Source organism: Arthrobacter sp. YA7-1, assembly GCF_025960325.1.
Classification (GTDB): domain Bacteria; phylum Actinomycetota; class Actinomycetes; order Actinomycetales; family Micrococcaceae; genus Arthrobacter; species Arthrobacter bambusae_A.
In genome coordinates this window covers 2,408,236-2,432,766 of the sequence record NZ_CP110114.1, presented here as the reverse complement: position 1 = coordinate 2,432,766, position 24,531 = coordinate 2,408,236, and the positions used below count along the sequence as shown (strand labels likewise).

At 65.2% G+C, this 24,531-nt stretch carries 22 protein-coding genes; 10 read left to right on the top strand and 12 right to left on the bottom strand.

Annotation, left to right across the window (positions count from 1 at the left end):
* Nucleotides 1–4: 4 nt before the first annotated feature.
* Genes OIT41_RS11430 through tkt form a run of 5 tightly spaced genes read right to left on the bottom strand, consistent with a single transcriptional unit; the run spans nt 5 to nt 7,434 of the window.
* Nucleotides 5–928: a glucose-6-phosphate dehydrogenase assembly protein OpcA gene (locus OIT41_RS11430; protein WP_078108801.1), complete on the bottom strand. Its 924-nt coding sequence runs from the start codon at nt 926–928 to the stop codon at nt 5–7.
* On the bottom strand, nt 925–2,490 hold the full coding sequence (gene zwf / locus OIT41_RS11425) for a glucose-6-phosphate dehydrogenase (protein ID WP_241707767.1): 1,566 nt from the start codon (nt 2,488–2,490) through the stop codon (nt 925–927). The genes OIT41_RS11430 and zwf overlap by 4 nt, the downstream gene beginning before the upstream one ends.
* A gap of 15 nt (nt 2,491–2,505) precedes the next feature.
* Entirely contained in the window at nt 2,506–4,137 is a 1,632-nt protein-coding gene (locus tag OIT41_RS11420; protein WP_241707766.1) for a glucose-6-phosphate isomerase, read from the bottom strand.
* Nucleotides 4,138–4,142: 5 nt separating this feature from the next.
* Complete coding sequence (gene tal / locus OIT41_RS11415; RefSeq protein WP_078108804.1) at nt 4,143–5,261, bottom strand: transaldolase; 1,119 nt, start codon at nt 5,259–5,261, stop codon at nt 4,143–4,145.
* Between the two features lie 55 nt (nt 5,262–5,316).
* Nucleotides 5,317–7,434: a transketolase gene (tkt, locus tag OIT41_RS11410; RefSeq protein ID WP_241707838.1), complete on the bottom strand. Its 2,118-nt coding sequence runs from the start codon at nt 7,432–7,434 to the stop codon at nt 5,317–5,319.
* Between the two features lie 482 nt (nt 7,435–7,916).
* Here tkt and OIT41_RS11405 point away from each other — a divergent pair, with 482 nt between their 5' ends.
* Entirely contained in the window at nt 7,917–8,879 is a 963-nt protein-coding gene (locus OIT41_RS11405) for a heme o synthase (RefSeq protein ID WP_264636484.1), read from the top strand.
* 157 nt (nt 8,880–9,036) lie between these two features.
* Here the strand turns inward: OIT41_RS11405 and OIT41_RS11400 are convergent, their stop codons facing one another.
* The 3 genes from OIT41_RS11400 to OIT41_RS11390 are packed head-to-tail and all read right to left on the bottom strand — an operon-like array spanning nt 9,037 to nt 11,779.
* Nucleotides 9,037–9,981: a COX15/CtaA family protein gene (locus OIT41_RS11400; protein ID WP_264636483.1), complete on the bottom strand. Its 945-nt coding sequence runs from the start codon at nt 9,979–9,981 to the stop codon at nt 9,037–9,039.
* 59 nt (nt 9,982–10,040) lie between these two features.
* Nucleotides 10,041–10,817, bottom strand: coding sequence for an ABC transporter permease (locus tag OIT41_RS11395; protein ID WP_264636482.1), 777 nt, complete (start codon nt 10,815–10,817; stop codon nt 10,041–10,043).
* Entirely contained in the window at nt 10,814–11,779 is a 966-nt protein-coding gene (locus OIT41_RS11390; RefSeq protein ID WP_264636481.1) for an ABC transporter ATP-binding protein, read from the bottom strand. The genes OIT41_RS11395 and OIT41_RS11390 overlap by 4 nt, the downstream gene beginning before the upstream one ends.
* A gap of 152 nt (nt 11,780–11,931) precedes the next feature.
* Between OIT41_RS11390 and OIT41_RS11385 the strand changes: the two genes are divergently transcribed.
* From OIT41_RS11385 to OIT41_RS11350, 8 genes are all read left to right on the top strand, one after another.
* Nucleotides 11,932–12,699 (top strand): helix-turn-helix transcriptional regulator, encoded by a 768-nt coding sequence (locus OIT41_RS11385; RefSeq protein WP_253190922.1) that lies wholly within the window; start codon nt 11,932–11,934, stop codon nt 12,697–12,699.
* Between the two features lie 11 nt (nt 12,700–12,710).
* Nucleotides 12,711–14,186, top strand: coding sequence for a Fe-S cluster assembly protein SufB (gene sufB, locus OIT41_RS11380; RefSeq protein WP_078108810.1), 1,476 nt, complete (start codon nt 12,711–12,713; stop codon nt 14,184–14,186).
* Nucleotides 14,187–14,188: 2 nt separating this feature from the next.
* Nucleotides 14,189–15,517 carry a Fe-S cluster assembly protein SufD gene (gene sufD, locus OIT41_RS11375; protein WP_078108811.1) on the top strand — a complete coding sequence of 443 codons (1,329 nt, stop codon included), beginning with the start codon at nt 14,189–14,191 and terminating at the stop codon, nt 15,515–15,517.
* A 26-nt stretch (nt 15,518–15,543) separates the two neighbouring features.
* The gene (locus OIT41_RS11370) at nt 15,544–15,900 is read left to right on the top strand and encodes a non-heme iron oxygenase ferredoxin subunit (protein ID WP_078108812.1); all 357 of its coding nucleotides are present in this window, start codon (nt 15,544–15,546) and stop codon (nt 15,898–15,900) included.
* 38 nt (nt 15,901–15,938) lie between these two features.
* Entirely contained in the window at nt 15,939–16,733 is a 795-nt protein-coding gene (gene sufC / locus OIT41_RS11365) for a Fe-S cluster assembly ATPase SufC (RefSeq protein ID WP_241707760.1), read from the top strand.
* A 14-nt stretch (nt 16,734–16,747) separates the two neighbouring features.
* Complete coding sequence (locus OIT41_RS11360) at nt 16,748–17,080, top strand: metal-sulfur cluster assembly factor (RefSeq protein ID WP_059389266.1); 333 nt, start codon at nt 16,748–16,750, stop codon at nt 17,078–17,080.
* Nucleotides 17,081–17,191: 111 nt separating this feature from the next.
* Nucleotides 17,192–18,598: a class I adenylate-forming enzyme family protein gene (locus tag OIT41_RS11355; RefSeq protein WP_264636480.1), complete on the top strand. Its 1,407-nt coding sequence runs from the start codon at nt 17,192–17,194 to the stop codon at nt 18,596–18,598.
* A gap of 40 nt (nt 18,599–18,638) precedes the next feature.
* Entirely contained in the window at nt 18,639–19,808 is a 1,170-nt protein-coding gene (locus OIT41_RS11350; RefSeq protein WP_319801819.1) for a thiolase family protein, read from the top strand.
* On the opposite strand, the gene OIT41_RS11345 is transcribed toward OIT41_RS11350, so the two are convergent.
* The 4 genes from OIT41_RS11345 to OIT41_RS11330 all read right to left on the bottom strand — a co-directional run bounded on the left by OIT41_RS11345 (nt 19,805) and on the right by OIT41_RS11330 (nt 22,705).
* The gene (locus OIT41_RS11345; RefSeq protein WP_264636478.1) at nt 19,805–20,428 is read right to left on the bottom strand and encodes an energy-coupling factor transporter transmembrane component T family protein; all 624 of its coding nucleotides are present in this window, start codon (nt 20,426–20,428) and stop codon (nt 19,805–19,807) included. The genes OIT41_RS11350 and OIT41_RS11345 overlap by 4 nt on opposite strands.
* Nucleotides 20,425–21,156, bottom strand: a complete 732-nt coding sequence (locus tag OIT41_RS11340; protein ID WP_241707756.1) for an energy-coupling factor ABC transporter ATP-binding protein — start codon at nt 21,154–21,156, stop codon at nt 20,425–20,427. The genes OIT41_RS11345 and OIT41_RS11340 overlap by 4 nt, the downstream gene beginning before the upstream one ends.
* 18 nt (nt 21,157–21,174) lie before the next feature.
* The gene (locus OIT41_RS11335; RefSeq protein WP_264636477.1) at nt 21,175–21,789 is read right to left on the bottom strand and encodes a biotin transporter BioY; all 615 of its coding nucleotides are present in this window, start codon (nt 21,787–21,789) and stop codon (nt 21,175–21,177) included.
* A 154-nt stretch (nt 21,790–21,943) separates the two neighbouring features.
* A complete protein-coding gene (locus OIT41_RS11330; RefSeq protein ID WP_264636476.1) occupies nt 21,944–22,705 on the bottom strand; it encodes a hypothetical protein in 762 nt (253 codons plus the stop codon).
* A 224-nt stretch (nt 22,706–22,929) separates the two neighbouring features.
* Here OIT41_RS11330 and abc-f point away from each other — a divergent pair, with 224 nt between their 5' ends.
* Nucleotides 22,930–24,528 (top strand): ribosomal protection-like ABC-F family protein, encoded by a 1,599-nt coding sequence (gene abc-f / locus OIT41_RS11325; RefSeq protein WP_241707753.1) that lies wholly within the window; start codon nt 22,930–22,932, stop codon nt 24,526–24,528.
* Nucleotides 24,529–24,531: the final 3 nt, after the last annotated feature.

The window sequence follows — 24,531 nt, the reverse complement described above, 5'->3', positions numbered from 1 at the left end:
ACGGTCACTCCTTGCTATTGGTTCGGGGCAGTCCCATAGTAATCACTTCTCCGAAGACATCGTCCGGATCAAGGCGACGCAATTCTTCGGCGAGGCAATCCCGGAGGCTTCGGCGGGGCAGTGAGATCCGCTGGGCGGGCTGGCCCGGCTGAGTCAGTTCCGCCACGGTGAGGCCCGGACGGACCAGCTGGACGTCGCCCGTGGCGCGGCTGAGCCGCACCCTGCGGATGCCTGTTCCCGCCGGGTCGGCGACGATCTGGACCGGAGCGTCGAGGAACAGGGTGAGCCAGGCGGCCAGCAGCAGGGTGCTGGGCGAGTCCGAAGCCCCCTCGACGGCGATGGCCGTGACGGGGGATTCGTCCACCTGGTCCAGGGCTGCCGCGAGCTGGAGGCGCCAGTTGGTCAGGCGTGTCCAGGCGAGGTCGGTGTCCCCGGCGCGGTACGTCTTCCGGATCCGGGCAAGCGCCGCCGCGGGGTCGGCTTCGTTGGCCGAGTCCGTGATGCGGCGGTGCGCGATGCGTCCGATCGATGTCTCGCAGGCGTTCTCGGGTGCGCCGTGCGGCCACCAGGCCACGATCGGCGCGTCCGGGAGGAGCAGTGCGGCGACGAGGGACTCGCTTTCCTTGGCGAGCTCGCCGTAGCCGCGCAGCACGATGACCTCGGAGGCTCCGGCGTCGCCGCCCACCCGGATCTGGGCGTCGAGGCGGTTGGGCGCTTCGCTGCCTGCGTCCGCGAGGACGATGATCCGGCAGGGGTGTTCGCGGCTGGCCTCGTTGGCTGCCTCGATGGCTTCTTCCTCGAGGCCGGACTTCGTGACGACCACGAGGGTCAGGACGCGTCCAAGGGCGATCACCCCTCCCTGCTCGCGCAGGGAGGTGATCTTCTTGGAGATCTTGGAGGTGGTGGTGTCGGGAAGATCTACGATCATGGCCTTCTCCAGGTTCGTCCGTCGCGGGCAAGGAGCTCGTCGGCCGAGGCCGGGCCCCAGCTGCCGGGAGCGTAGGGTTCGGGCTGTTCGTCGAGGCCGGCCCAGTATTCCTCGAAGGGGTCCAGGATCTTCCAGGACTCCTCGACTTCCTGGTGCCGCGGGAAGAGCGGGGGCTCGCCCAGCAGCACGTCCAGGATGAGGCGTTCGTAGGCTTCGGGGCTGGACTCGGTGAACGAGTGTCCGTAGCCGAAGTCCATGGTCACGTCGCGGACTTCCATCTGCGTTCCCGGTACCTTGGATCCGAAGCGGATGGTGGCCCCCTCGTCGGGCTGGACGCGGATGACCACGGCATTCTGGCCGAAGTCGTCTTCGCCGTGGCCGCGGAAGAGCAGGTTGGGCGCCCGCTTGAACACCACGGCGATTTCCGTGACGCGCCGGCCCAGGCGTTTGCCTGCCCGGAGGTAGAACGGCGCACCGGCCCAGCGCCGGGTGTTGATGTCCAGGCGGATGGCCGCGTAGGTTTCCGTCTTGGAATCGGCCGGAATGCCGTCTTCCTCGAGGTAGCCCTGCACGAGCTCGCCGCCCTGCCAGCCGCCGGCGAACTGGCCGCGGGCGGAGTGGCTGGAGAGGTCCTCGGGGAGCCTGACGGCTGCGAGGACCTTTTCCTTTTCGGCACGCAGGTCGTCGGCGTTGAAGGAGATGGGCTCCTCCATGGCGGTCAGGGCCAGCAGCTGCAGGAGGTGGTTCTGGATGACGTCGCGTGCGGCGCCGACGCCGTCGTAATAACCGGCCCGTCCGCCGGTGCCGATGTCCTCGGCCATGGTGATCTGGACGTGGTCGACGTAGTTGGCGTTCCAGAGCGGTTCGAACAGCTGGTTGGCGAAGCGCAGGGCCAGGATGTTCTGGACCGTTTCCTTGCCCAGGTAGTGGTCGATGCGGAAGACCGCGTCCGGCGGGAAGACGGACTCCACGATGTCGTTGAGCTTGCGCGCGGACTCCAGGTCGTGCCCGAACGGCTTCTCGATCACTACCCGGCGCCACTGCCCGTCGCCGGCCTGCGCCAGTCCGTGCTTGGAGAGCTGTTGGCAGACCTGCTCGAAGGCCTTGGGCGGAATGGACAGGTAGAAACCATGATTTCCGCGGGTGCCGCGGGTTTCGTCCAGTTCGTCCAGGGTGGCGCTGAGGCGCTTGAACGCCTGGTCGTCGTCGAACTCTCCCTGGACGAAGCGGATGCCCTCGGAGAGCTGGTTCCAGACGGCGTCGTCGAACGGGGTCCGGGAGTGCGCCTTGACGTTCTCCTTGACCTCGTTCGCGAAGTCCTCGTTGCTCCAGTCCCGCCGGCCGAAGCCGACGAGCGCGAAGCTCGGCGGCAACAGCCCGCGGTTGGCTAGGTCATAGACCGCCGGCATGAGTTTCTTGCGGGCGAGGTCACCGGTGACTCCGAAGAACACCAATGACGAAGGCCCTGCGATGCGGTTCAGGCGCCGGTCCCGCGGATCCCGGAGGGGATTGCGGTGGCTTGCCTTTCCGGTGGACCGGTAACCGATTTCAGTTTCTGGCATGTTTGGGTTTGTGCCTTAGCTTTCGAGCGCGCTGGCCTGGCCGGCCAATGCGGCGACGATGTCCTGGAGCTGGGCGACACCGGCTCCGCGGTCCGTGAGGTGCAGCCGTAGGACCGGACGGCCGTGGTCCTCAAGAACCTGGGCATCGCCGGCGGCCTGGGCCGCAATCAGCTGACCGAAAGTGAACGGCCGTTCAGGGATGGCGATGTCGCCGCTTGCGGCGGCCGTCACCTGCAGGAACGAACCGATGGCCGGTCCGCCCTTGTGGAATTGTCCGGTGGAGTGAAGGAAGCGCGGGCCCCAGCCGAAAGTCACCGGCCGGCCGCTGACTCCGGCGAGCTCGTCGCGGATGCCTTCGAGCTGCGTGAAGGCGATCCGGTCGAAATATGCCTGGACGCTCAGGTAACCGTCCGTGCCGAGTTCGCCGAGGAGCGCCTTGACGGCGTCGGCGGCCGTTGCAGCGTCGCCGAGCCACGCACCGCCGCGGACCTCGATCGCGCCGTCGACGAAGTTCGCCGGCGTCGGCTCGGGACGCGCGTCCAACAGGCCGCGTGCGGCGATCTTGGCTGCCTCGACGTCGGGCTGGTCAAACGGGTTGATGCCCAGCAGGCGCCCTGCGACCGAGGTGGCGAATTCCCAGACGAACATCTGGGTGGCCAGGCCGCCTGCGATGGCTGCCTCGTTTTCGCCGAGTTCGACGTCGGATTCCGCACCGACGAGCCGGATCACCAGGACGTCGTCCGCGCCGCTGCTGACCTCGGGAGCGGAAGGACCTGCAACAACGGGCAGAACCCCCGTGCCGAGCTTGCCGGTGGACTCGGCGATGAGTTGTTCGGCCCAGTCCGCAAATCCAACGATTCCGGAACCGTCCTCGACGATCACGATCTTGTTGCGCAGCGGGGTGGTTCCGCCCAGTGCGGCACCGAGCCGGAGCCCGATGTTTTCGGGGGAGTCCTCGTTGAGGATTTCCGCTGCTTCCTCGGCCTCATCCAGGAACGCCTGGATGTCGACGCCGGCGAGGCCGCTCGGGACCAATCCAAAAGCGGTCAGCGCCGAAAAGCGGCCGCCAACGTTCGGGTCGGCGTTGAAGACGGCACGGTAGCCGGCTTCGCGGGACGCCTTGTCCAGCGGGGAGCCGGGATCGGTCACGATGACGATGCGGCTCTTGGCATCGATGCCGGCCTCGGTGAAGGCCCGCTCGAATACCCGTCGCTGCGAGTCGGTCTCCACGGTGGAGCCTGACTTGGAGGAGACCACGATGGCGGTCTCGGCGAGGCGGTCCGCGAGGGCAGCACCGACTTGTTCAGGGTCTGTGCTGTCCAGCACGGTCAGCTCGACGCCAGCGGTGCCGGCAATGACCTCGGGGGCAAGCGAAGAGCCGCCCATGCCACACAGGACAATGCGGGAGACGCCTTCGGCCCGGAGGGCATCCCGGAGTTCCAGGATTCCTTCGACCAAGGGCTGGGAAACGGTTGCCGCTTCCACCCATCCGAGACGGATGGCGGACTCGGATTCGGCGTCCGGACCCCACAAAGTGTGGTCCTTGGCGAAAATCCTGGTGGCAATCCGGTCTTCGACAAGTGCCGGGATGTGCTGCTCGATGGCCTGCTGCGCAGCACCGCTGGCGTCGTAGCTGAGAGTGCTCATGTGGGTTAGGAAGCCTTCCGTGCAGAGGCGAGGGCGCCTTCGACGTCGGCCAGAAGTTCCTTCCAGCTGGCGACGAACTTGTCCAGGCCCTCGGATTCGAGGATTGCGACGACGTCGTTGTAGGAAATGCCCAGCCCCTCCAGGTCGTTGAGGACGCGGTTTGCCTCCTCATACGTGCCGGAGACGGTGTCACCCGTGACGACGCCGTGGTCGAACGTGGCGTCGAGGGTCTTTTCCGGCATGGTGTTGACGACGCCCGCGGCGACCAGTTCGGTCACGTACAGGGTGTCCGGGTAGGCCGGGTCCTTGACGCCGGTGGAGGCCCACAGCGGGCGCTGGGGCAGTGCGCCGGCCTCGGCCAGGACTGCCCAGCGCTCGGTGGAGAACAGCTCTTCGTAGACCTGGTACGCGAGGCGGGCGTTGGCGACGCCTGCCTTGCCCTTGAGGGCCCTGGCTTCATCGGTGCCCAGGGCATTCAGGCGCTTGTCGATCTCGGTGTCCACGCGGGAGACGAAGAAGGACGCCACGGAGTGGATCGTGGAGAGGTCGTGGCCGTTTTCCTTGGCCAGCTCCAGGCCGGACTGGAAAGCGTTGATGACGGCGCGGTAGCGCTCCAAGGAGAAGATCAGGGTCACGTTGACGCTGATGCCCTCGGCGAGGGTTGCCGTGATGGCGGCGAGGCCTTCAAGGGTTGCCGGGATCTTGATGTGGACGTTGTCCTTGTTGACCTTCTTGTACAGGTGCTTGGCCTCGGCGATGGTGCCTTCGGTGTCCCACGCCAGGCGGGGATCCACCTCGATGGAGACGCGGCCGTCCACACCCTTGGTCGCTGCCGCGACCGGGGCGAAGAGGTCGCAGGCATCCGCGACGTCGGTGGTGGTGATCTCGAAGACGGTCTCTTCGACGGACGCGCCCTTGGCGGCCTTTTCGGCGATCACGGCGTCGTAGTCGCTGCCGGCGGTGATGGCAGCGTGGAAGATGGACGGGTTGGTGGTGACACCAACCACGTTCTTCTCGTCGATGAGCTTCTGCAAGGTGCCGCTGGAAAGGCGTTCCCGGGAAAGGTCGTCAAGCCAGATGGACACACCGGCGTCGGAAAGCTGCTGGGTGGGAGTCGTAGTCATTTCTTAATCTCCTTGGAAATCTGTTCGTTGCTGTCGGATTCGTCTCGGACGCGTTTCAGCTGCTGAGACCCGCGAGGGAGTCCTTGGCAGCAGCGGCGACTGCTTCTGCCGTGATGCCGAACTCCTTGAAGAGGCGCTTGTAGTCCGCGGAGGCGCCGAAGTGCTCGAGGCTGATGGATCGTCCGGCGTCGCCGACGAATTCCTTCCAGCCCAGGGCCAGGCCGGCTTCGACCGAGACGCGGGCCTTGACGGCGGCGGGGAGCACGGATTCGCGGTACGCGGAGTCCTGCTTGTTGAACCACTCGACGCACGGCATGGAGACGACGCGGGTGGCGATGCCTTCGGCCTGGAGCGCTTCGCGGGCATTCACTGCGAGCTGGACCTCGGAACCGGTGCCGATCAGGATGACCTCGGCCGGGACCGTGGCGCCGTCCTTCGAAGCTTCTGCCAGGACGTAGCCGCCCTTGGCGACGCCGGCGGTGGAGCCGAAGGTGTCACCCTCGGCAACGCCCTCGCCGCGTGCGTAGGTCGGGATGTTCTGGCGGGTCAGCACGATGCCTGCCGGGTTCTCGTGGTTCTCGAGCATGGTCTTCCATGCTGCCGCGACCTCGTTGGCGTCGCCGGGACGGACAACATCCAGGCCCGGGATGGCGCGCAGGGTGGACAGTTGTTCCACCGGCTGGTGGGTGGGGCCGTCTTCGCCCAGGCCGATCGAGTCGTGGGTCCAGACGTACAGCGACGGAACACCCATGAGCGCGCCGAGGCGGATCGCGGGACGCTGGTAGTCGCTGAAGATCAGGAACGTACCGGAGAACGCCCGGGTGCGGCCGTGCAGCGAGATGCCGTTCACGATCGACGCCGCGGCGTGCTCGCGGATACCGAAGTGCAGGACCCGGCCGTACGGGTTGCCCTTCCACGCGCCGGTGGAGCGCGAGGCCGGGATGAACGACGGCGAACCCTCGATGGTGGTGTTGTTGGACTCGGCGAGGTCGGCGGAGCCGCCCCACAGTTCCGGAAGGACCGGGCCGATCGCGTTCAGGACCTTGCCGGACGCGGCGCGGGTGGAGACTTCCTTGCCTGCTTCGAACACCGGAAGCGCGGAGTCGAGCTCGACCGGAAGCTTCTTGGCCTCGATGCGCTCGAGCAGCGCAGCGCCCTCGGGGTTGGCGGTCTGCCATGCTTCGAAGGATGCCTGCCATTCGCTGCGCTCTGCTGCGCCGCGTTCGACGACGGCGCGGGCGTGCGCCAGGACGTCCTCGTCAACCTGGAAGGATCGCTCGGGGTCGAAGCCCAGGACTTCCTTCAGGGCTGCGACTTCCTCTGCGCCAAGGGCGGAACCGTGGATCTTGCCCGTGTTCTGCTTCTTGGGCGCCGGGTAGCCGATGATGGTGCGCAGCGAGATGATGGACGGCTTGGACGTCTCGGCCTTGGCGGCGAGCAGCGCGCCGTAGAGTTCCTGGACGTCTTCGACGTATTCGCCGGTCTTGGTCCAGTCCACGCGCTGGGTGTGCCATCCGTAGGCCTCGTAGCGCTTGAGGACGTCTTCGGTGAAGGCCACGTCGGTGTCGTCTTCGATGGAGATGTGGTTCTCGTCGTAGATCACCACGAGGTTCCCCAGTTCCTGGTGCCCGGCCAGGGAAGAAGCTTCCGAGGTGACGCCTTCCTGGAGGTCGCCGTCGGAGGCAATGACCCAGATGGTGTGGTCGAACGGGCTCTGCCCGGCGGGAGCATCGGCGTCGAACAGGCCGCGTTGGCGGCGCTGCGAGTACGCGAAGCCCACCGAGGAAGCCAGGCCCTGGCCCAGCGGGCCGGTGGTGATCTCGACGCCGGCGGTGTGCTTGTATTCCGGGTGGCCCGGGGTCAGCGATCCCCACGTGCGCAGGGCCTCGAGGTCCTTCAGCTCCAGGCCGTAGCCGGAAAGGAACAACTGGATGTACAGGGTCAGCGATGTGTGGCCGGGGGACAGGATGAACCGGTCACGGCCGATCCAGTCCGGGTGCTTCGGGTCGTGGCGCATCAGCTTCTGGAACAGCAGGTAGGCGGCCGGCGCAAGGCTCATGGCCGTGCCGGGGTGACCGTTGCCGACCTTCTCGACGGCGTCAGCGGCCAAAACGCGGACGGTGTCCACGGCGCGCTGGTCCAGGCTTGTCCAAGTCAGTTCTTGCTCTTCCAAATGTGGCACGTAAACCGAGCCCCTCTCTGTGCTGACGGCTGGTGGCGGCACATGGCAAGCCTCGGGCACAGGATGGCGCCCGCTGCGAAGTGTCTACCAGCCGTTCACCATTGAAACGTTGATCTATCATCCAGACATGCAAATCTGAGAATACGCTTTCTCGGAAACCTGCGTGAGCTGATCTGCAGACAGCTTAGCCCGGTTCGCGGCCCCAAATGGTGGGAATCCCAAAAAATGGACGCATATTCCGTTTTATGAATCACCTCGACGGCAAAGCGCCGGTGAACTTTCGGAAATAACGGAAGGTTCGCCGGTGCCGTGGCGTCGGACAGGCCACGGTATGATATCTGGAGGCCACCAGCGGCGCGTGCGCCATCGATTGCATGCATGGATCGAATGCACGCTTCACCCCGTGCCCCGGATTCGGAGGTGCCAGGATGAACAGGCGCCGCCGCTGCGAGAACACCAGAGCAAAGAACAGAGTGACTGCCAACGTGAGCACAACAGATACGCCCCTCAACGCTTCCCCGGCTGTGGGGAAGGGCGGAATGTCCCGTAAGTTCAAGGCGTATCTGGCACTGACCAAACCCCGCGTGATCGAGTTGCTGCTGGTCAGCACCTTGCCCACGATGATCTTCGCCCAACGGGGCTTCCCGTCCATCGGGTTGATTCTGGCTACGTTGGTGGGCGGCGCCTTTGCCGCCGGCAGCGCAGGGGTCTTCAATTGCTACATCGACCGCGATATCGACAAGTTGATGCACCGGACCGAAAAGCGTCCCCTTGTGACCGGGGAAGTCACCCCACGCGAAGCTCTCGTCTTCGCGTGGATCCTTGGGGCCGCGTCCATCGCCATCCTGTGGTTCGGGGCCAACCCGCTGTCCGCTTGGCTGGGCCTCGGTGCAATTGTTTTCTACGTTGTCATCTACACGATGATTCTCAAGCGCCGCACGGCACAGAACATCGTGTGGGGCGGCGCGGCCGGCTGCTTCCCGGTGCTGATCGCCTGGGCCGCGGTGACCAACACCGTCGAGTGGCCCGCCGTCGTGCTCTTCATGGTGATCTTCCTGTGGACGCCTCCGCACTACTGGCCGTTGTCCATGCGCTACGGCGAGGACTACCGCAACGCCAACGTCCCCATGCTGGGCGCCATCGCCGGCGCCAAGGTGGTTTCCGTCCAGGTGGTCCTGTACGCCTGGGCCATGGTGGTGTGCTCGCTGCTTTTGGTGCCGGTTGGCCGCGCGGGCTGGGTCTACACCATCGCCGCCGTCCTCGCGGGCGCCTGGTTCCTGTATGAATCCCATGCCCTCTACAACCGGGCACAAGGCGGCGACGTTTCCAACAAGGGAGCCATGAAGGTCTTCCACGGTTCCATCAGCTACCTAACGATTCTCTTCATCGCCCTCGCGGTGGACCCGTTCATCGGTTCCCCGATCATCGGCGGCTGACGTTCCCCGTCCCCGCAGGACGCCCGCTCACCTTTAGGGCCGTTTTCCCACACGCCCGCTCACCTATAGCGGTAAAACGAAAGACCCTCGCTCACGTCGCATGACGTGAGCGAGGGTCTTTCCTTTGGCTTGCCCAGAGGCTATCAGCCGCCAGGTGCTAGAGCTTCGGGCTGAACCGTGCCACATCCGCCGCGTTCGTGGCGGCACCCATGAGCAGGGCGGCACCCAGCATGTGGGCTCCCACGAGGAGGGCGGGAATGCCGTTGTAGTACTGGGTGAAGCCGATGACCGCCTGCAGGACCGTCACGGCGAGCAGCAGCAGCGCAGCTGTGCGGAACAGGCCGGTGATTCCCTTGCGCAGGACGAAGTAGACAGCGAAGACGGCACCCGCCGTGATGAGGTACGCCGGCACTGCGTGGATGTGCGAGACGAGGTCCCAGTCGAGGTCGTTCCGCGGCGCGTTCGCGTCCCCGGCGTGCGGTCCGGCACCGGTCACGACGACGCCCAAGCACACCGCAACCGCCGAGAAGAACGCGACGGCGGTCATGACTGGGCTCATGGCTCCTGGAATCGCTGCCAACGGCCGCTTCATGAACCGCCCGGTCCGGCCATAGGCGCGGTTGACCAGCAGGGTGGAAAAGACAACCAGGGCCATGGAAACCAGGAAGTGCAGTCCGACAACCCAGGGGTTCAGGTTGGACAGCACGGTGATGCCGCCGATGATGGCCTGTGCCGGAATGCTGGCCAGCAGGCCCACGGCCAGCAGGAACAAGTCGCGGCGTTCCTTGCGGAGGTTCCACAAATACACAAGCATCAGGACCGCGACGGCGGCCAATGCGAACGTCAGCATCCGGTTGCCGAATTCAATGAAGCCGTGGATGCCCATCTCCGGCGTATTCACCAAGGATCCGCTGGTGCAACGAGGCCATGTCGGGCAGCCGAGCCCTGAAGACGTCAGCCTGACCGCGCCGCCGGTGACCACCAGGACCACCTGGCCGATCAGGGACAACATCGCCAGCCTGCGGATGGTGCTGTTGACTTCCGTGGGCAGCTTGTCGGCCAGCTGCTGGATGGACTTCGGGAGGCGGGAAGCCGTGCTCACAGTGTTCTCAATTCTCGGTACTCAATTCATGCTGACGGTTCGGTTCCACTGCGGGACACTCAGTTCCATTTGAACCAGCGGACGGCGGCCATGCCAGGAACGACGGTCCACAGCAGCAGCACAAGAACATACGGAAGGGAGACGCTGCCATGGAGGAAAGCATCCCTGAGGGACTGCCCCAAGGCTCCTGAAGGCAGGAAATGCACAATGCTCTGCGCCAGGTCCGGCAGACGCTCGGCAGGAACCACGATTCCGCCGAGGGCGCCCAGCAGGATCCAGAGCAGGTTCGTGATGGCGAGGGTTGCCTCAGGCCGGACGGTGCCGGCGACCAGGAGCCCGAGCGCAGTGAAGGCGGCAGCGCCGAGAACCAAGAGGCCGAGGCCCGGAAGCCAACCTTCGGGCCGTGGATGCCAGCCGAGCAACGCGGCGACGGCGCCGATCACCAGGACCTGGAGGACCAGGACTGCCAAGACGGCGATGATCTTGCCGGCAATGAGTCCGGTCCGGCCCAGGGGGGTGGTCGAGAGGAAGCGGAGCACGCCGTAGCGGCGGTCGAAGCCGGTGGCGATGCCCTGGCCCGTGAATGCCGTGGACATGGCACACAGGGCGAGGACACCCGGCGTCGCGATGTCCACCCTGCTGGCGCCCAAGCCGTCGAGCAGGGGCGTCACGGTGAGTCCCACCAGGGCCAGCAAGGGCATGATCACCGCGAGGATCAGCTGCTCGCCGTTCCTGATCATGGTCAGGGTCTCGTAGCGACCCTGCAGGAGGATCCTGCGCATCAAGGTCGCCGGTCCGGCGTGGGGTGTGCTGCGCAAAGGGATTGTGCTGGTCATCGGATATCCCTTCCGGAAATGTCCAGGAAAACGTCTTCCAAGCTGCGCGCCTCCAAGCGGAGGGACGCCGGCATGATGCCCTGCTCTGCCCACCAGGCCGTCAGCTTCGCCAGATGCTGCGGCGTCAAGGTGCCCGCAATTGCGTAGCTGCCTGCCCGGCTTTCGGTGACGGTCAGTTCGTGGCCGATGGCCGCGGCAATATCGAGGCCGGCCGGGGCGTCGAAGAACAGTGTGCGTTCAGTCACCCCGTCCATGGCCTCATGGCCGTGGCTCAACAAGTCGGCGACGGTGCCCTCTGCGACGTTGTGGCCGGCGTCGATGATGTAAACATAGTCCGCAAGCCTTTGCGCATCATCCATGAGGTGCGTGGTCAGGATGATTCCCATGCCGGCATCCCGCAGTTCGGCGATGAGCTCGAAGACGATTTGGCGGGACTGGGGATCGAGTCCAGCGCTGGGCTCGTCCAGGAACAGGACTTCGGGATTGCCGATCAGTGCAGCCGCAAGCGAGAGCCGCTGCTTTTGGCCGCCGGACAAGCGGCGGACGCCGGTGCGGCTGAAGGTATCGATGCCCAAGCGCTCGACGAGTCCGTCCAGTGGAAGCGGATTCCGGTACATGCCCGCAATGTGCCGAAGCAGGGGGATGGGACGGGCCGACGGCGGGAGGCCGCCGTCCTGCAGCATGACGCCGACGCGTGAACGGAGGTTCGCGCCGGCGGTGTCGGGATCTTCGCCGAGGAGTCCGATGCGGCCGCCCGTACGTTTCTGGAGGCCTTGGGCGCATTCGAGCGTTGTCGTCTTGCCGGCGCCGTTGGCACCCAGCAAGGCGGTGATCTGGCCGCGTTCTGCGAACATTGAGAGGCCGCTGACTACCCGCAGCATCTTGCCGTCAAGGGAAGCCAGCGGGCCAACGTCCTTGATGAGTCCGTCAATGGTGAGGACAGGGGATTCGGGGGATCGCACCAAAGTATTCTACGTGAAGTAGTAGGCCTGCGGAGGGCAAGCCGCCGCAGGCCAGCCTTGCCTTACTGGATGCGCGGACTAAATTACGACATGATTGTGTTGTGTATTCCATGAGGAGTTCTGTTTCCGTGCCCGCAGGGCATAGCGCGGTCATGCCGGTGCCCGGTGGCACTGCCGTTGGCGTCGCTGATGCAGAAGACCGCACCCGGAACCGCGTTCTCAATGCGGTGTTGGAGCATGGCCCCGTCAGTGCGGCTGAACTCGGCGACATGCTGGGGTTCACCCCTGCCGCTGTCCGCCGGCATCTGGATCACCTCCAGCGTGCCGGTGTCATAGAGGTAAAGCGCGTCGCGAAGGCGGGTGCCGGCGCGGGCCGGCCGGCCCGCCGCTATGTCCTCAGCTCCCAGGGGCAATCGAAGCTCGGCGATGACTACCTGAACATCGCGAGTTCCGCCTTGCGGCGGCTGAGGGACCTCGCAGGCGAAGAAGCCGTCAGGGACTATGCGGTGGAGCGCTTTGCCGAGATGGAGGCGCGCTACGCACCCGAAGTCGACCGCGCGGGTTCCGACATCGCCGCCCGGGCTGTGGCGCTGTCCAAGGCGCTGAGCCGTGACGGGTATGTCGCATCGGCAGCGTCGATTGAGACCAAGGCGCCCCTGCCCGCATCCCTTTCAAGCGTGCAGCTCTGCCAGGGCCATTGCCCCATCCAGCAGCTCGCCGCGGAATTTCCTGTTTTTTGCGACACTGAGACCGAGCTGTTTTCCCGTTTGGTCGGCGTCGATGTCCGCAGGCTTTCCACCCTCGCGCAGGGCGGACACGTCTGCACCACCCACATTCCTACCGGCAGGCCGGCCGCCAAGGAGGCCCTCGGGTTTCCGAAGCTGCCGGCCGCGCCCCATGTCGAATCCAACAATCAGTAAGAAAGGCCGTGATGACGGGTCAATTAGCTGAAGGAACAGCAGAGAAAGCGCTAGCTGACGGTGCTGTGATCTCGGAGATTCTGGAGAAGAATCCCGAGCTGCACGGTATTGGCACCTACGAGTACGGATGGGCTGACAAGAACGACGTCGGCGCCAACGCACGCCGTGGTCTCAACGAAGAGGTAGTCCGCGACATTTCGGCCAAGAAGAACGAGCCGGAATGGATGCTGGACCTGCGCCTGAAGGGCTTGAAGTACTTCGACCGCAAGCCCATGCCTACCTGGGGTGCAGACCTCTCGGGCATCGACTTCGACAACATCAAGTACTTCGTGCGCTCCACCGAGAAGCAGGCTGCCACGTGGGAAGACCTCCCCGAGGACATCCGCAATACCTACGAGAAGCTGGGCATCCCGGAAGCCGAGCGCAGCCGCCTCGTGTCCGGCGTGGCCGCGCAGTACGAGTCCGAGGTTGTGTACCACCAGATCCGCGAGGACCTGGAAAAGCAGGGCGTTATCTTCCTGGACACGGACACCGCGCTCCGCGAGCACCCGGAGATCTTCCAGGAGTACTTCGGCACCATCATTCCGGTGGGCGACAACAAGTTCGCGTCGCTGAACACGGCCGTGTGGTCCGGCGGTTCCTTCGTGTACGTCCCCAAGGGCGTCCACGTGGACATCCCGCTGCAGGCCTACTTCCGCATCAACACCGAGAACATGGGCCAGTTCGAGCGCACCCTGATCATCGCGGACGAGGACTCCTACGTCCACTACATCGAAGGCTGCACCGCTCCGATCTACACGTCGGACTCCCTGCACTCCGCTGTGGTGGAAATCATCGTGAAGAAGGGCGCCCGCGTCCGTTACACGACCATCCAGAACTGGTCCACCAACGTGTACAACCTCGTCACCAAGCGCGCCATCTGCGAAGAGGGCGCCACCATGGAATGGATCGATGGCAACATCGGCTCGAAGGTGACCATGAAGTACCCGGCCGTCTACCTCGTCGGCGAGCACGCCAAGGGTGAGACCCTGTCCATCGCCTTCGCCGGCGAAGGCCAGCACCAGGACACCGGCTCGAAGATGGTCCACATCGCGCCGAACACCAAGAGCTCCATCATTTCCAAGTCCGTGGCTCGCGGCGGCGGTCGTGCAGCCTACCGAGGCCTGGTCCAGGTCCGCGAAGGAGCCAAGCACTCCGCCAACACCGTGCGTTGCGACGCCTTGTTGGTAGACACCATTTCCCGTTCCGACACCTATCCCTACATCGACATCCGCGAGGATGACGTGGTGATGGGCCACGAGGCCACCGTTTCCCGAGTCAGTGAGGAGCAGCTCTTCTATCTGATGTCTCGCGGTATGCCCGAGGACGAGGCCATGGCCATGATCGTGCGAGGCTTCATTGAGCCGATTGCCCGTGAGTTGCCAATGGAATACGCCCTTGAACTCAACCGCCTGATTGAACTGCAGATGGAAGGATCCGTCGGTTAGCAATGACTGAAATCACTACTGAAAAGGCCCGCATCGGCGCGCCATCGGCCAAGCCGTTTATCGACGGATTCACCGAAGAGGGCGAGAACCTCTCACCGGTCAACACCGGTACCAACACGTCTTCCACCTCGGAAAAGACGTCGGAGCAGGCACCTTCGGCGGGGCCGCTTGCAGGCGCCTCGGCCAAGAGCCACTCCCACGGCGGCGGCGTTGGAATTCCGGACAGCTCGCGCGCAGGTCGGCTGACCTCGTACAAGCTGGCTGACTTCAAGCCCCTCACCGGCTTGGAAGAAGACTGGCGTTTCACCCCGCTCAAGCGGCTTCGCGGCCTTCACAACGAGGTCCTCTCCGGTTCGGCACCGTCCGTCGCCGTGACCGCCCCTGAGGGCGTCGTCGTCGAGACCGTGGGGCGGGACGACGTCCGCATCGGCTCCGCGGCCATTCCGGAGGACCGCGTGTCCGCCAATGCCTGGGAGAACTTCGCCGAGGCCACCGTCATCACGGTGCCCGCCGAGCTCCAGCTCGACGGCGAAGTGTCCGTCCTGCTGACCGGCACCTCCACTGAAGCTTCGGCCCAGCACATCGTGATCGTGGCAGGCCGCTTCTCGAAGTCCCGAATCATCCTGGACCACCAGGGCAGCGCGATCGTTTCGGAGAACGTCGAAATCCTCGTCGAAGACGGCGCGGACCTGACGGTCATCTCGCTCCAGGAATGGAACGACGACGCCGTTCACGCCTCTTCGCAGCAAGCCAAGCTGGGCCGTGACGCCAAATTCAAGCACATCGTGGTCAGCCTCGGCGGCGACGTCGTACGCATGACTCCGTCCACGCGCTTCACCGGGCCGGGCGCGGAAGCCGAGATGTTCGGCTTGTACTTCGCCGACGCGGGCCAGCACCTTGAGCAGCGCCTGTTCGTTGACCACGCCGTGGCCAACTGCAAGTCCAACGTCCTGTACAAGGGCGCCCTGCAAGGCCGCAACGCACACACCGTGTGGGTTGGCGACGTCCTGATCCGCAAGGAAGCAGAAGGCACGGATACCTACGAGGCCAACCGCAACCTGGTCCTCACGGATGGCGCACGCGCCGACTCGGTTCCGAACCTTGAGATCGAAACCGGCCTGATCGAAGGTGCCGGCCACGCCAGCGCCACCGGCCGCTTCGATGACGAGCACTTGTTCTACCTCATGGCACGCGGCATCCCCGAAGACGTTGCCCGCCGCCTGGTGGTCCGTGGCTTCCTCAACGAGATCATCCAGCAGATCAAGGTACCCGCGCTCGAAGAGCGCCTCACCGAAGCTGTTGAGCGCGAGCTCGCCGCGAGCGACAACTAATACAAGCCAAGCAGGGAAAACAGACTATGAGCGATCAGCCACAAGGCGAACTGGTATGCAACGCCAACGAGATCCAGGTCAAGCAGGCGCTGCGCATCCTGATCGATGACTACCCCGTAGCCATCGTCAAGGATTCGATGGGACAGATCCACGCCATCGGCGACACCTGCTCGCATGCGGACATTTCGCTCGCCGAGGGTGAAATCGAAGGCTGCGCGATCGAATGCTGGGGCCATGGCTCCCAGTTCGATCTCCGCACCGGACAGCCCTTGCAGCTCCCTGCCTATGACCCCGTCCCGGTCTTCGCCGTCACCCTCGACGGTGACGACGTCTACGTGGACGTGACCAACGTTGTGAACGGCGCGTCAGTACAGAACTACTGAGCGCCAAGTGCCTAAAGACTTACGAAAGAAAGAAGAGCATGTCTACTCTTGAGATCAAGGACCTGCACGTCAGCATCGAGACGGAGCAGGGCACCAAGGAGATCCTGAAGGGCGTCAGCCTGACCATCAAGACCGGTGAGACCCACGCGATCATGGGCCCCAACGGTTCGGGCAAGTCCACCTTGGCTTCCACCATCGCCGGCCACCCGCGCTACAACGTCACGAGCGGCACCATCACGCTCGACGGCGAAGACGTGCTGGCCATGAGCGTTGACCAGCGCGCCCGTGCCGGCGTCTTCCTGGCCATGCAGTACCCCGTAGAGGTTCCGGGCGTCACCATGACCAACTTCCTGCGCACGGCCAAGACCGCAATCGACGGCGAAGCTCCTGCCCTCCGCACCTGGACCAAGGACGTCAAGGCGGCCATGCAGCAGCTGCGCATCGACGCCGATTTCGCACAGCGCAACGTCAACGAGGGCTTCTCCGGCGGCGAGAAGAAGCGCGTGGAGATCCTCCAGCTCGAGCTCTTCAAGCCGAAGTTCGCCGTGCTTGACGAGACCGACTCCGGCCTGGACGTCGACGCGCTCAAGGTCGTCTCCGAGGGCGTCAACCGCGCCCACGCCACGGGCAACATGGGTACTTTGCTCATCACCCACTACACCCGCATCCTGCGCTACATCAAGCCGGACTTCGTCCACGTGTTTGTCGATGGCCAGGTTGTCGAAGAGGGCGGCCCTGAATTGGCCGACCGCCTCGAAGAAGAAGGCTACGACCGTTACGCCACCGGCGCCGGCGCAGCCACCATTGCTGCTGCCGCAGCAGCACAGGCCTAGTTAGGACTCCCGCCATGACCGAAATCAACGCGGCTCGCACCAGCCTCGAGGACGTCGAGGAGGCGCTCAAGGATGTCATTGACCCGGAACTCGGAGTCAACGTGGTGGACCTTGGGCTGCTCTACGGTCTGAAGTACTCGGAGGAGGACGGCGCTCTGCTCATCGACATGACGTTGACGACGGCGGCCTGCCCGCTGACCGATGTCCTTGAAGAGCAGGTCGGCCAGTCCCTCGACGGCATCGTCGACGACTGGCGCCTCAACTGGGTATGGATGCCGCCATGGGGTCCCGAGCGGATCACGGACGACGGCAAGGACCAGATGCGGGCCCTCGGCTTCAACATCTAGGAAAACCCTCGACGACGGCCGGTCACCTTTCGCGAAAGGTGACCGGCCGTCGTCGTACCCGCACAGCGTCATAGAACGGCGCGGACCCGCGGCAGGGGCTAAAATTCGATGATGCCTTTCCTGGACAAACTTCAGCTCTGGGCCGGTGAGCGCCCCGACGACACCGCCGTCGTCGTCGGCGGCAAGCGGCTCAGCTGGGCTGACCTTCGGGACGCCGCAGCCTTGCGCCTGGGCGGGACGCCCGCGACGGCGGTACTCGCCGAAGCGAATTCGCTGGACTTCGTGGTGTCCTACACGGCCGCGGTCGCCGGCGAGCGTTGCTGCGCCGTGCTGGACCCGTTGTGGCCGCGCGCCATGATCGATGAGGTCACCGAGAGGATCGGACAAGCCGGGCCCGCCAACGGCCCGACCGCCACCGGCGACGAGCTGTCAGACGGCGGTCCGGACTCCACGTTCCTGATCGGCCTGACGTCCGGAACCACGTCCGTTCCCAAAGCCTTCACCCGTTCACGGCGATCATGGCAGGTCTCGTTTGACGCCTCCATCGAGTTCTTCGGGCTGACCCCCGAGGACAGGACGCTCGCGCCGGGGCCGCTGTCCGCGAGCTTGAACCTGTACGCCCTGTCGGAATGCCTTTATGCCGGGGCGCCTTTCCACACCTTGGAGACCTTCGACGTCGGCGATGCCCATGCGGCCATCAGCTACGACGGCGTCACCCGACTGGTCCTCGTGCCTACGATGCTGCGCCTCCTGAGCGAACGCGGCCTGGCTGGAGGAGTGGACGCATCCGGCGTGCGCAGCATTATCTGCGCGGGCTCAAAGCTGGACGCCCGCACCCTGGAGGCGGCGAGGCGGTGGGCACCGAACGCGGCAATCTTCGAGTACTACGGTGCGTCCGAGCTCAGCTTCGTTTCCGGAACGCGGCTTGCTGCCGGGGAGCCGCTCGACGCCGGTGGCACCGGAATCGGCGGACCGTTTCCCGGCGTCGAACTCAGAATCATGGACGACGGCGGCGCGGAGCTGCCCGACGGGACCGACGGGAACATCTGCGTCCGCTCCGGCATGGTCAGCAACGGGTATTTGTGGGGCGACGACGGCCAGGCGCTGCGCTGCCTTGACGGTTGGTACACGGTGGGGGACCAAGGCTATGTGGACTCCGGTGTCCTGCATATCCTCGGCCGCCGGTCCGACATGATCATCACCTCCGGGAGGAACGTCTATCCCCACGAGGTGGAACTTGCCTTGGCATCGGTCCCGGGAGTCTCGGCCGCCGTCGCGGCCGGAATGCTCGATGAAGTCCGTGGCCAGAAAGTCGTGGCCGGCATCGTTCCAGCGTACGGTTCGGTGACGGCAACACAGGTCAAGACAGGCCTGGACGGCCTGCTCGCCCGGGACAAGCGGCCCCAGCGGTATTTCGCGCTGTCGGAATTGCCCGTGACGGACCGCGGGAAGGTCAGCCGCCGGATGTTGCTCGACTGGATTGAGAACAACGATCCGCGGGCGAAGCCCCTTGCCTAGCCGTGATCCGGTCACAGGGCCGGACCCTTCGCGCCAACCCGTGATCATCGCTGCCCTGCGTACACCCATTTGCCGGGCCAACGGACAACTGAAGGCGCTGCGCGCCGAAGAACTCCTCTCCCCGGTCCTGCGCTCACTGCTGACGGCAACGGGTATTGCCGGCTCGGACGTGAACGACGTCGTGATCGGCAATGCCGTGGGTGGCGGCGGAAACCTGGCCCGGTATGCCGCCTTGCACGCGGGACTGCCGCTGGAAGTCCCCGGACTGACCGTGGACCGACAGTGCGGCTCTGGACTCGACGCCATCGTGCTGGCGTCCCGGCTCGTGGTCGCCGGCGGTAATGGCGTCTTCCTCGCCGGGGGAGTGGAGAGCATCAGTACAGCTCCCTTGCGTGCCAGGCGGAACCAAGACCCCGACGGCGAGCCGGACTTCTACACCCGCGCCACCTTCGTGCCGCCCGGGTTCGGGGACCCGGACATGGGGGTGGCCGCTGAAAACGTAGCGCGGGAGTGTGGCGTCAGCCGCGAACAACAAGACGAGTTCGCCTTGCGGAGTCACCAGCGCTCCGTCGCTGCCGGTGCCGCCGGCGCGTTTGCCCCCGAAATTGTCCCCCTGCAAGCAGGGGACGCCGTGGTGCAGGCGGATGACGGACCGCGGGCTTCACTCAAGGCCGGGCTCATGGCCCGCTTCCCGCCGGCATTCGTACCGGGCGGCACTGTGACGGCCGGAAACTCGTGCTTCGACGCCGACGCGGCCTCCGCCGTCGTGATCACTTCACTGGAACGGGCACGTCAACTGGGCGCCCCCGACGGACTGCTGGTCCTGGGCTGTGACACCGCGGGCGTGGACCCGGAACTGCTGGGCATCGGGGCGTCAGTGGCGGCCAAGCGCTTGCTGGCGGAGCTTGGTCTTGAACCCGGGGAACTGGACCTCGTGGAATTCAACGAGGCTTTTGCTTCGCAGACCCTCGCGTGCCTTGGCGCGCTGGGAGTGGAACCGGCACGGGCGAACCTCGACGGCGGAGCGTTGGCCCTGGGACACGCTTACGGTGCGTCCGGGGCTGTCCTGGTGACGCGGTTGCTGGCCCAGGCACGCAGGATGGCCGGAGCGCAACCGGGCCGGCAAAGCCTGGCGCTGGCGATGATCAGCATCGCAGGCGGAATGGGCACCGCGGCGATGTTCCGCTACGCGCAGTTGCAGGGCGATTAGTCTTCGGCGTCGCCAAGGCCGCGCGCGGCCAGGGCATCGCCGGTCTGCCGGGCATAGGCGACCGTCGTGATGAATACCGGCAGCACCAGGGCACGGGGATTGCGTTCAAGGCCGCGCGCCCGGGCTGAGTCGCGGACATCGGAAAATGCGCCGGCGATGAACGGGAGGCTGCGCAGCATGATCGCGATCGTCAGCGCGAAGCGCTCAGGGTCCGCTCCGAAACGCTTGAACGGCTTGGACAGGGCCACCACTCCGTCCAGCAATGCTTGCACGGGAGTCGTGACCGTCAGTACCGACGCCGCCACGACGCAGACAAGCACATTGAGCACAATCCGCGCGGCGACAGGGCCGCCCAGTTGCCACCACTGGAAAGCGCCGATCGCAAGGAGGATGGGCGTTACGAGCCACACGGAGCGCCCGAGCCGTTTGAAGCCCGCACCGCTCAGCAGGAAGAGCCCGCACATCACTGCGAGGACCACTGCCGAGACAAGCCAATCGACAATGAGGAACGACGCGAGGCCGCAGCCGGCAACCAGCAGGAACTTGAGCCATAGGGGAGTGCGGTGCACGAGCGAGTCGCCCCGCACGTAGTTGGGGATCAGGACCCCGTGGCCCCTCACGTCGCCTCCACCTTGCCCTGCGGGGATTCAGCCGCGCACAGCGCGCGGTAGTGTTCGACGGCGGCGGTTGCTCCGCCGTCGAACACTATCCGTCCGCAATCCACCACGAGGGCGCGATCCGCTTCGAGGGCAAGGTCGAGATCGTGGGTGGACATGATGATCTGTTGCTCCAGGCCCGCAAGGGTCCGCCTGAGCAGCTCCCGGTTGCGCAAGTCCAGCAGGGTCGAAGGCTCGTCGAGGACCAGCACGGCCGGGTCCACCGCGAGGACGGCCGCGAGGGCGAGCAGTTGGCGTTCTCCGCCGGAGAGCTCATAAATACTCTGGTCGGCGAGGTCCAGGATCCCGAACCGTTCCAGCACGGCTTCCGCACGGGCAGCACGCTCTGTTGAGTTCTTGATGGAGCGCCGCAGGGAGAGTTCCACGTCTTCCCGGCCGGTCGGCATGACCAGCTGCGACAAGGGATCGGTGAAGACGAAGCCCACCTGGCTGCGGACCTGGCGAACGTCCCGAACGCTGTCTGCGCCGTTGACGCTGACGGTGCCTTCGCTGGGAGCCACCAGGCCGTTGAGCAAGCGCAGCAAGGTGGATTTTCCCGAGCCGTTGGCCCCGATGACCGCGATGCGTTGCTCGGTGAGTTCCAACGAGACGTCCCGCAGCAAAGTCTTGGGCGCCGGACTGCCATCAACGGCTACGTGCACAGAGACTTCGCTGAGAATGATGGTGTTCATCTACTGATTGTGCCCGCTCTATTTGACGCGGCGGACCAGGATGTCCGGGAAGGCCTTGTGTAGCGAGACCGCAATGATCGCCGCCAGGACGTTCTTGATGATGTCCCCGGGGTAGTAAGGCAGGTCGGCCAGGAACGCCTTGGCAAAGTCGAACTTGCCGTTGACCATGAAGCCAAGCACTCCGAGGCCGTGGATGAGGACGATGGTGCTGGCCATCGCCGCGGCAAACAGGAAAACGGTGCGGTACTTGACGGTCTTGCGGATCACGATGGCCGCCAACCAGCCGGTTGCGGCCGCCGCCAGCGGAAACGCAATGATGTATCCGGCCGACGGTGTCGCCAGGATACCGAGCCCGCTGCGACCCCCGCTGAAGATCGGCAGTCCCGCGAAACCGAGCAGGGTGTAAAGGCCGACGGCGGCAAAAGCGCGCCCGCCGCCGAGCACGAGGCCGGTCAGGATGACGGTGAGGGTCTGCAGGGTGATCGGCACGCCGAGTGCGCCGACCGGAATACCCGGAATCAGCGTTGAGGCGGCCACGAGGGCCGCGAATACCGCGATGAGGCCGATGTCCGTGGACGTCCAGCGGGTGCGGGAGGAGGTTCGTCGCGTGGATGCGGTTTCGGTGCTGCTCATGGTGTGTCCTGTCTCTGCCTTGGGGGCGGGGGAATCCCTGAAACCGACACTACAGAGCAGCCTGACACGGAATTTTGTAGGGTGTCCACGAGCAGCACCACAAGGCCTTGGGCCCTAGGTACAAAGGCGGCGCTGCTCGCGGGCGGAGTCGTGGCTAAGCTTCGACATCCTCGGCAGCCGGGGTGAAGCCCGCGCGGTCCACCTTGCGGTGGTAATGCATACCGGCGAGTCCTCCCAATGCCGCGGCGATGAGGGTCACCGCTGCCACCACGATGGCGGCGACGATGCCGATGGTGCTGAGCTGTCCCTCATTCACCGGAATCCTCGGGAAGCTGTTCACGCTGGCGAGGATATTGAACCGCGGTCCGGCGAACAAGCCCAGCAAGGCCACCAGCACGGCGACGATAACCGCCCAAAACCAGACCATGAATCCTTGCCTGACGCCGTTGAACCGGGCCATGCGTCCGGCAACGTAGCCGCCGCAATAATAGGAGAGGAACAGGATCACCAGGAGCGCGATGATCCCCGCGATGCCCACGGGCTGCGATGACGCGAGGTTCGCCGCATCACTGGCGTTCGCGTTGTTGGCGAGTCCGACGGCGATCCCCGCGGCTGCGAGGAGGGCGACCAAAAGCACTGCCATTCCGGTGGCGGTCAGCCAGCCGAAAAAGGCGGAGCCGATCTTGATTCCGCCGAACTGCTCCTTTTCGCGGGCGATGACGGTCTCGCGGGTGGCTGCGGTGGGGTCGGTAGCGGCGGGAACTACCGGATAGCTGCTCGTTTCGTCCACGTAACCGGAGCCGCTTCCACGCACATCACCTACCCGCTCGTTCCGTGCTTCAGCGGCGTATGGGACTTCATCCTGGGCGCGCTCGGCCCGGACGTGCTTGCCATCGGATCCTGCTGTACTGCTCATCGAGAGCCTCCCTCGCAATTGTCCTACCTTCACCTAACCACGCGCCGAAAATAGTAGCAAGGGTACTTACTATTTCCTGATCATCCTCGCCCGCCCTTGCCCCTGGCGAGTGTGGGACCTTGTGGGCGGTAGAATCGTAAAGGCCGTTTGTTCGGCCCTTCCACTTCAGCTGCGCCGTGACCTCCGGTGCTGCGGGTGTTCCCCATTGAAAGGCATCCCCCGAATTGATTACCGTCCAGGAACTCGAACTGCGCGCCGGCGCCCGCCTGCTCATGGACCAGGTGAGCTTCCGCGTGGACAAGGGGGACAAAATCGGTCTGGTGGGACGGAACGGTGCGGGCAAAACGACCCTCACCCGCGTCCTTGCCGGCGAGGGACTGCCCGCGGCGGGCAAAGTCGCCCGCAGCGGTGAAATCGGCTACTTGCCTCAGGATCCGAGGACTCCGGACATGGAGCAGCTGGCGCGCGACCGCATCCTTTCCGCCCGCGGGCTCGACGTGGTGGTGGGAAAGCTGAAGCAGGCGCAAACGGACATGTCCAGCGAGGACGCCACCGTTCAGCGCAAAGCCATGAACCGCTACGACCGTCTCGAAGCCGAGTTCCTTGCGGGAGGCGGTTACGCGGCCGAGGCCGAGGCTGCTGCTATTTCCTCCAACCTGGCTCTTCCCGAGCGGCTCCTGAACCAGCCGCTCAAGACCCTGTCCGGCGGCCAGCGCCGGCGCGTGGAGCTGGCCCGGATCCTTTACTCGGATGCTGAGACCCTTCTCCTGGACGAACCCACCAACCACCTTGACGCAGACTCCATCACCTGGCTCCGCGACTTCCTCAAGGGCCACCAGGGCGGGCTGATTGTGATCAGCCACGACGTGGAGCTCCTCGAGGCGACAGTCAACAAGGTTTACCACCTGGACGCCAACCGGGCGCAGATCGACTTCTACAACATGGGTTGGAAGCGCTACCTGCAACAGCGCGAAACCGATGAACGCGCCCGCAAGCGCGAACGCGCCAATGCCGAGAAGAAGGCCCAGGTCCTCATGGACCAGGCCAACAAGATGCGTGCCAAGGCCACCAAGGCTGTCGCGGCGCAAAACATGGCGAAGCGTGCCGAGCGGCTGCTCGGAGGCCTCGAAGCAGTCCGCGAGAATGACCGCGTGGCAGCCTTGCGTTTCCCGGATCCAGCTCCGTGCGGCAAGACTCCGCTCACGGCAGAAGGCCTGAGCAAGTCCTACGGCTCCCTGGAAATCTTCACCGACGTGGACCTGGCAATCGACCGGGGCTCCAAGGTGGTCATCCTGGGCCTCAACGGTGCAGGCAAGACCACCCTCCTGCGGATGCTCGCCGGGGTGGACAAGCCCGACACCGGCGACATCGTCCCGGGCCACGGGCTCAAAGTGGGCTACTACGCCCAGGAACACGAAACCCTGGACCACGAACGCACCGTCCTGGAGAACATGCGTTCATCCGCTCCAGACATGAAGGACGCCGAGGTCCGCGGGATCCTCGGTTCCTTCCTGTTCTCGGGCGACGACGTCGACAAGCCGGCGGGCGTGCTTTCCGGCGGTGAGAAGACGCGACTGGCCCTCGCCACGATCGTGGCCTCGAGCGCCAACGTGCTGCTCCTGGACGAGCCCACCAACAACCTCGACCCCGCCAGCCGCGCCGAGATCCTCGGTGCCCTGCGGAACTATTCCGGCGCCGTCGTCCTCGTCAGCCACGATGAAGGCGCCGTGGCGGCGCTGAACCCGGAACGCGTCGTCCTGCTTCCGGACGGTGTCGAGGACCACTGGAACGAAGACTACCTGGACCTCATCACCCTCGCTTAGGGG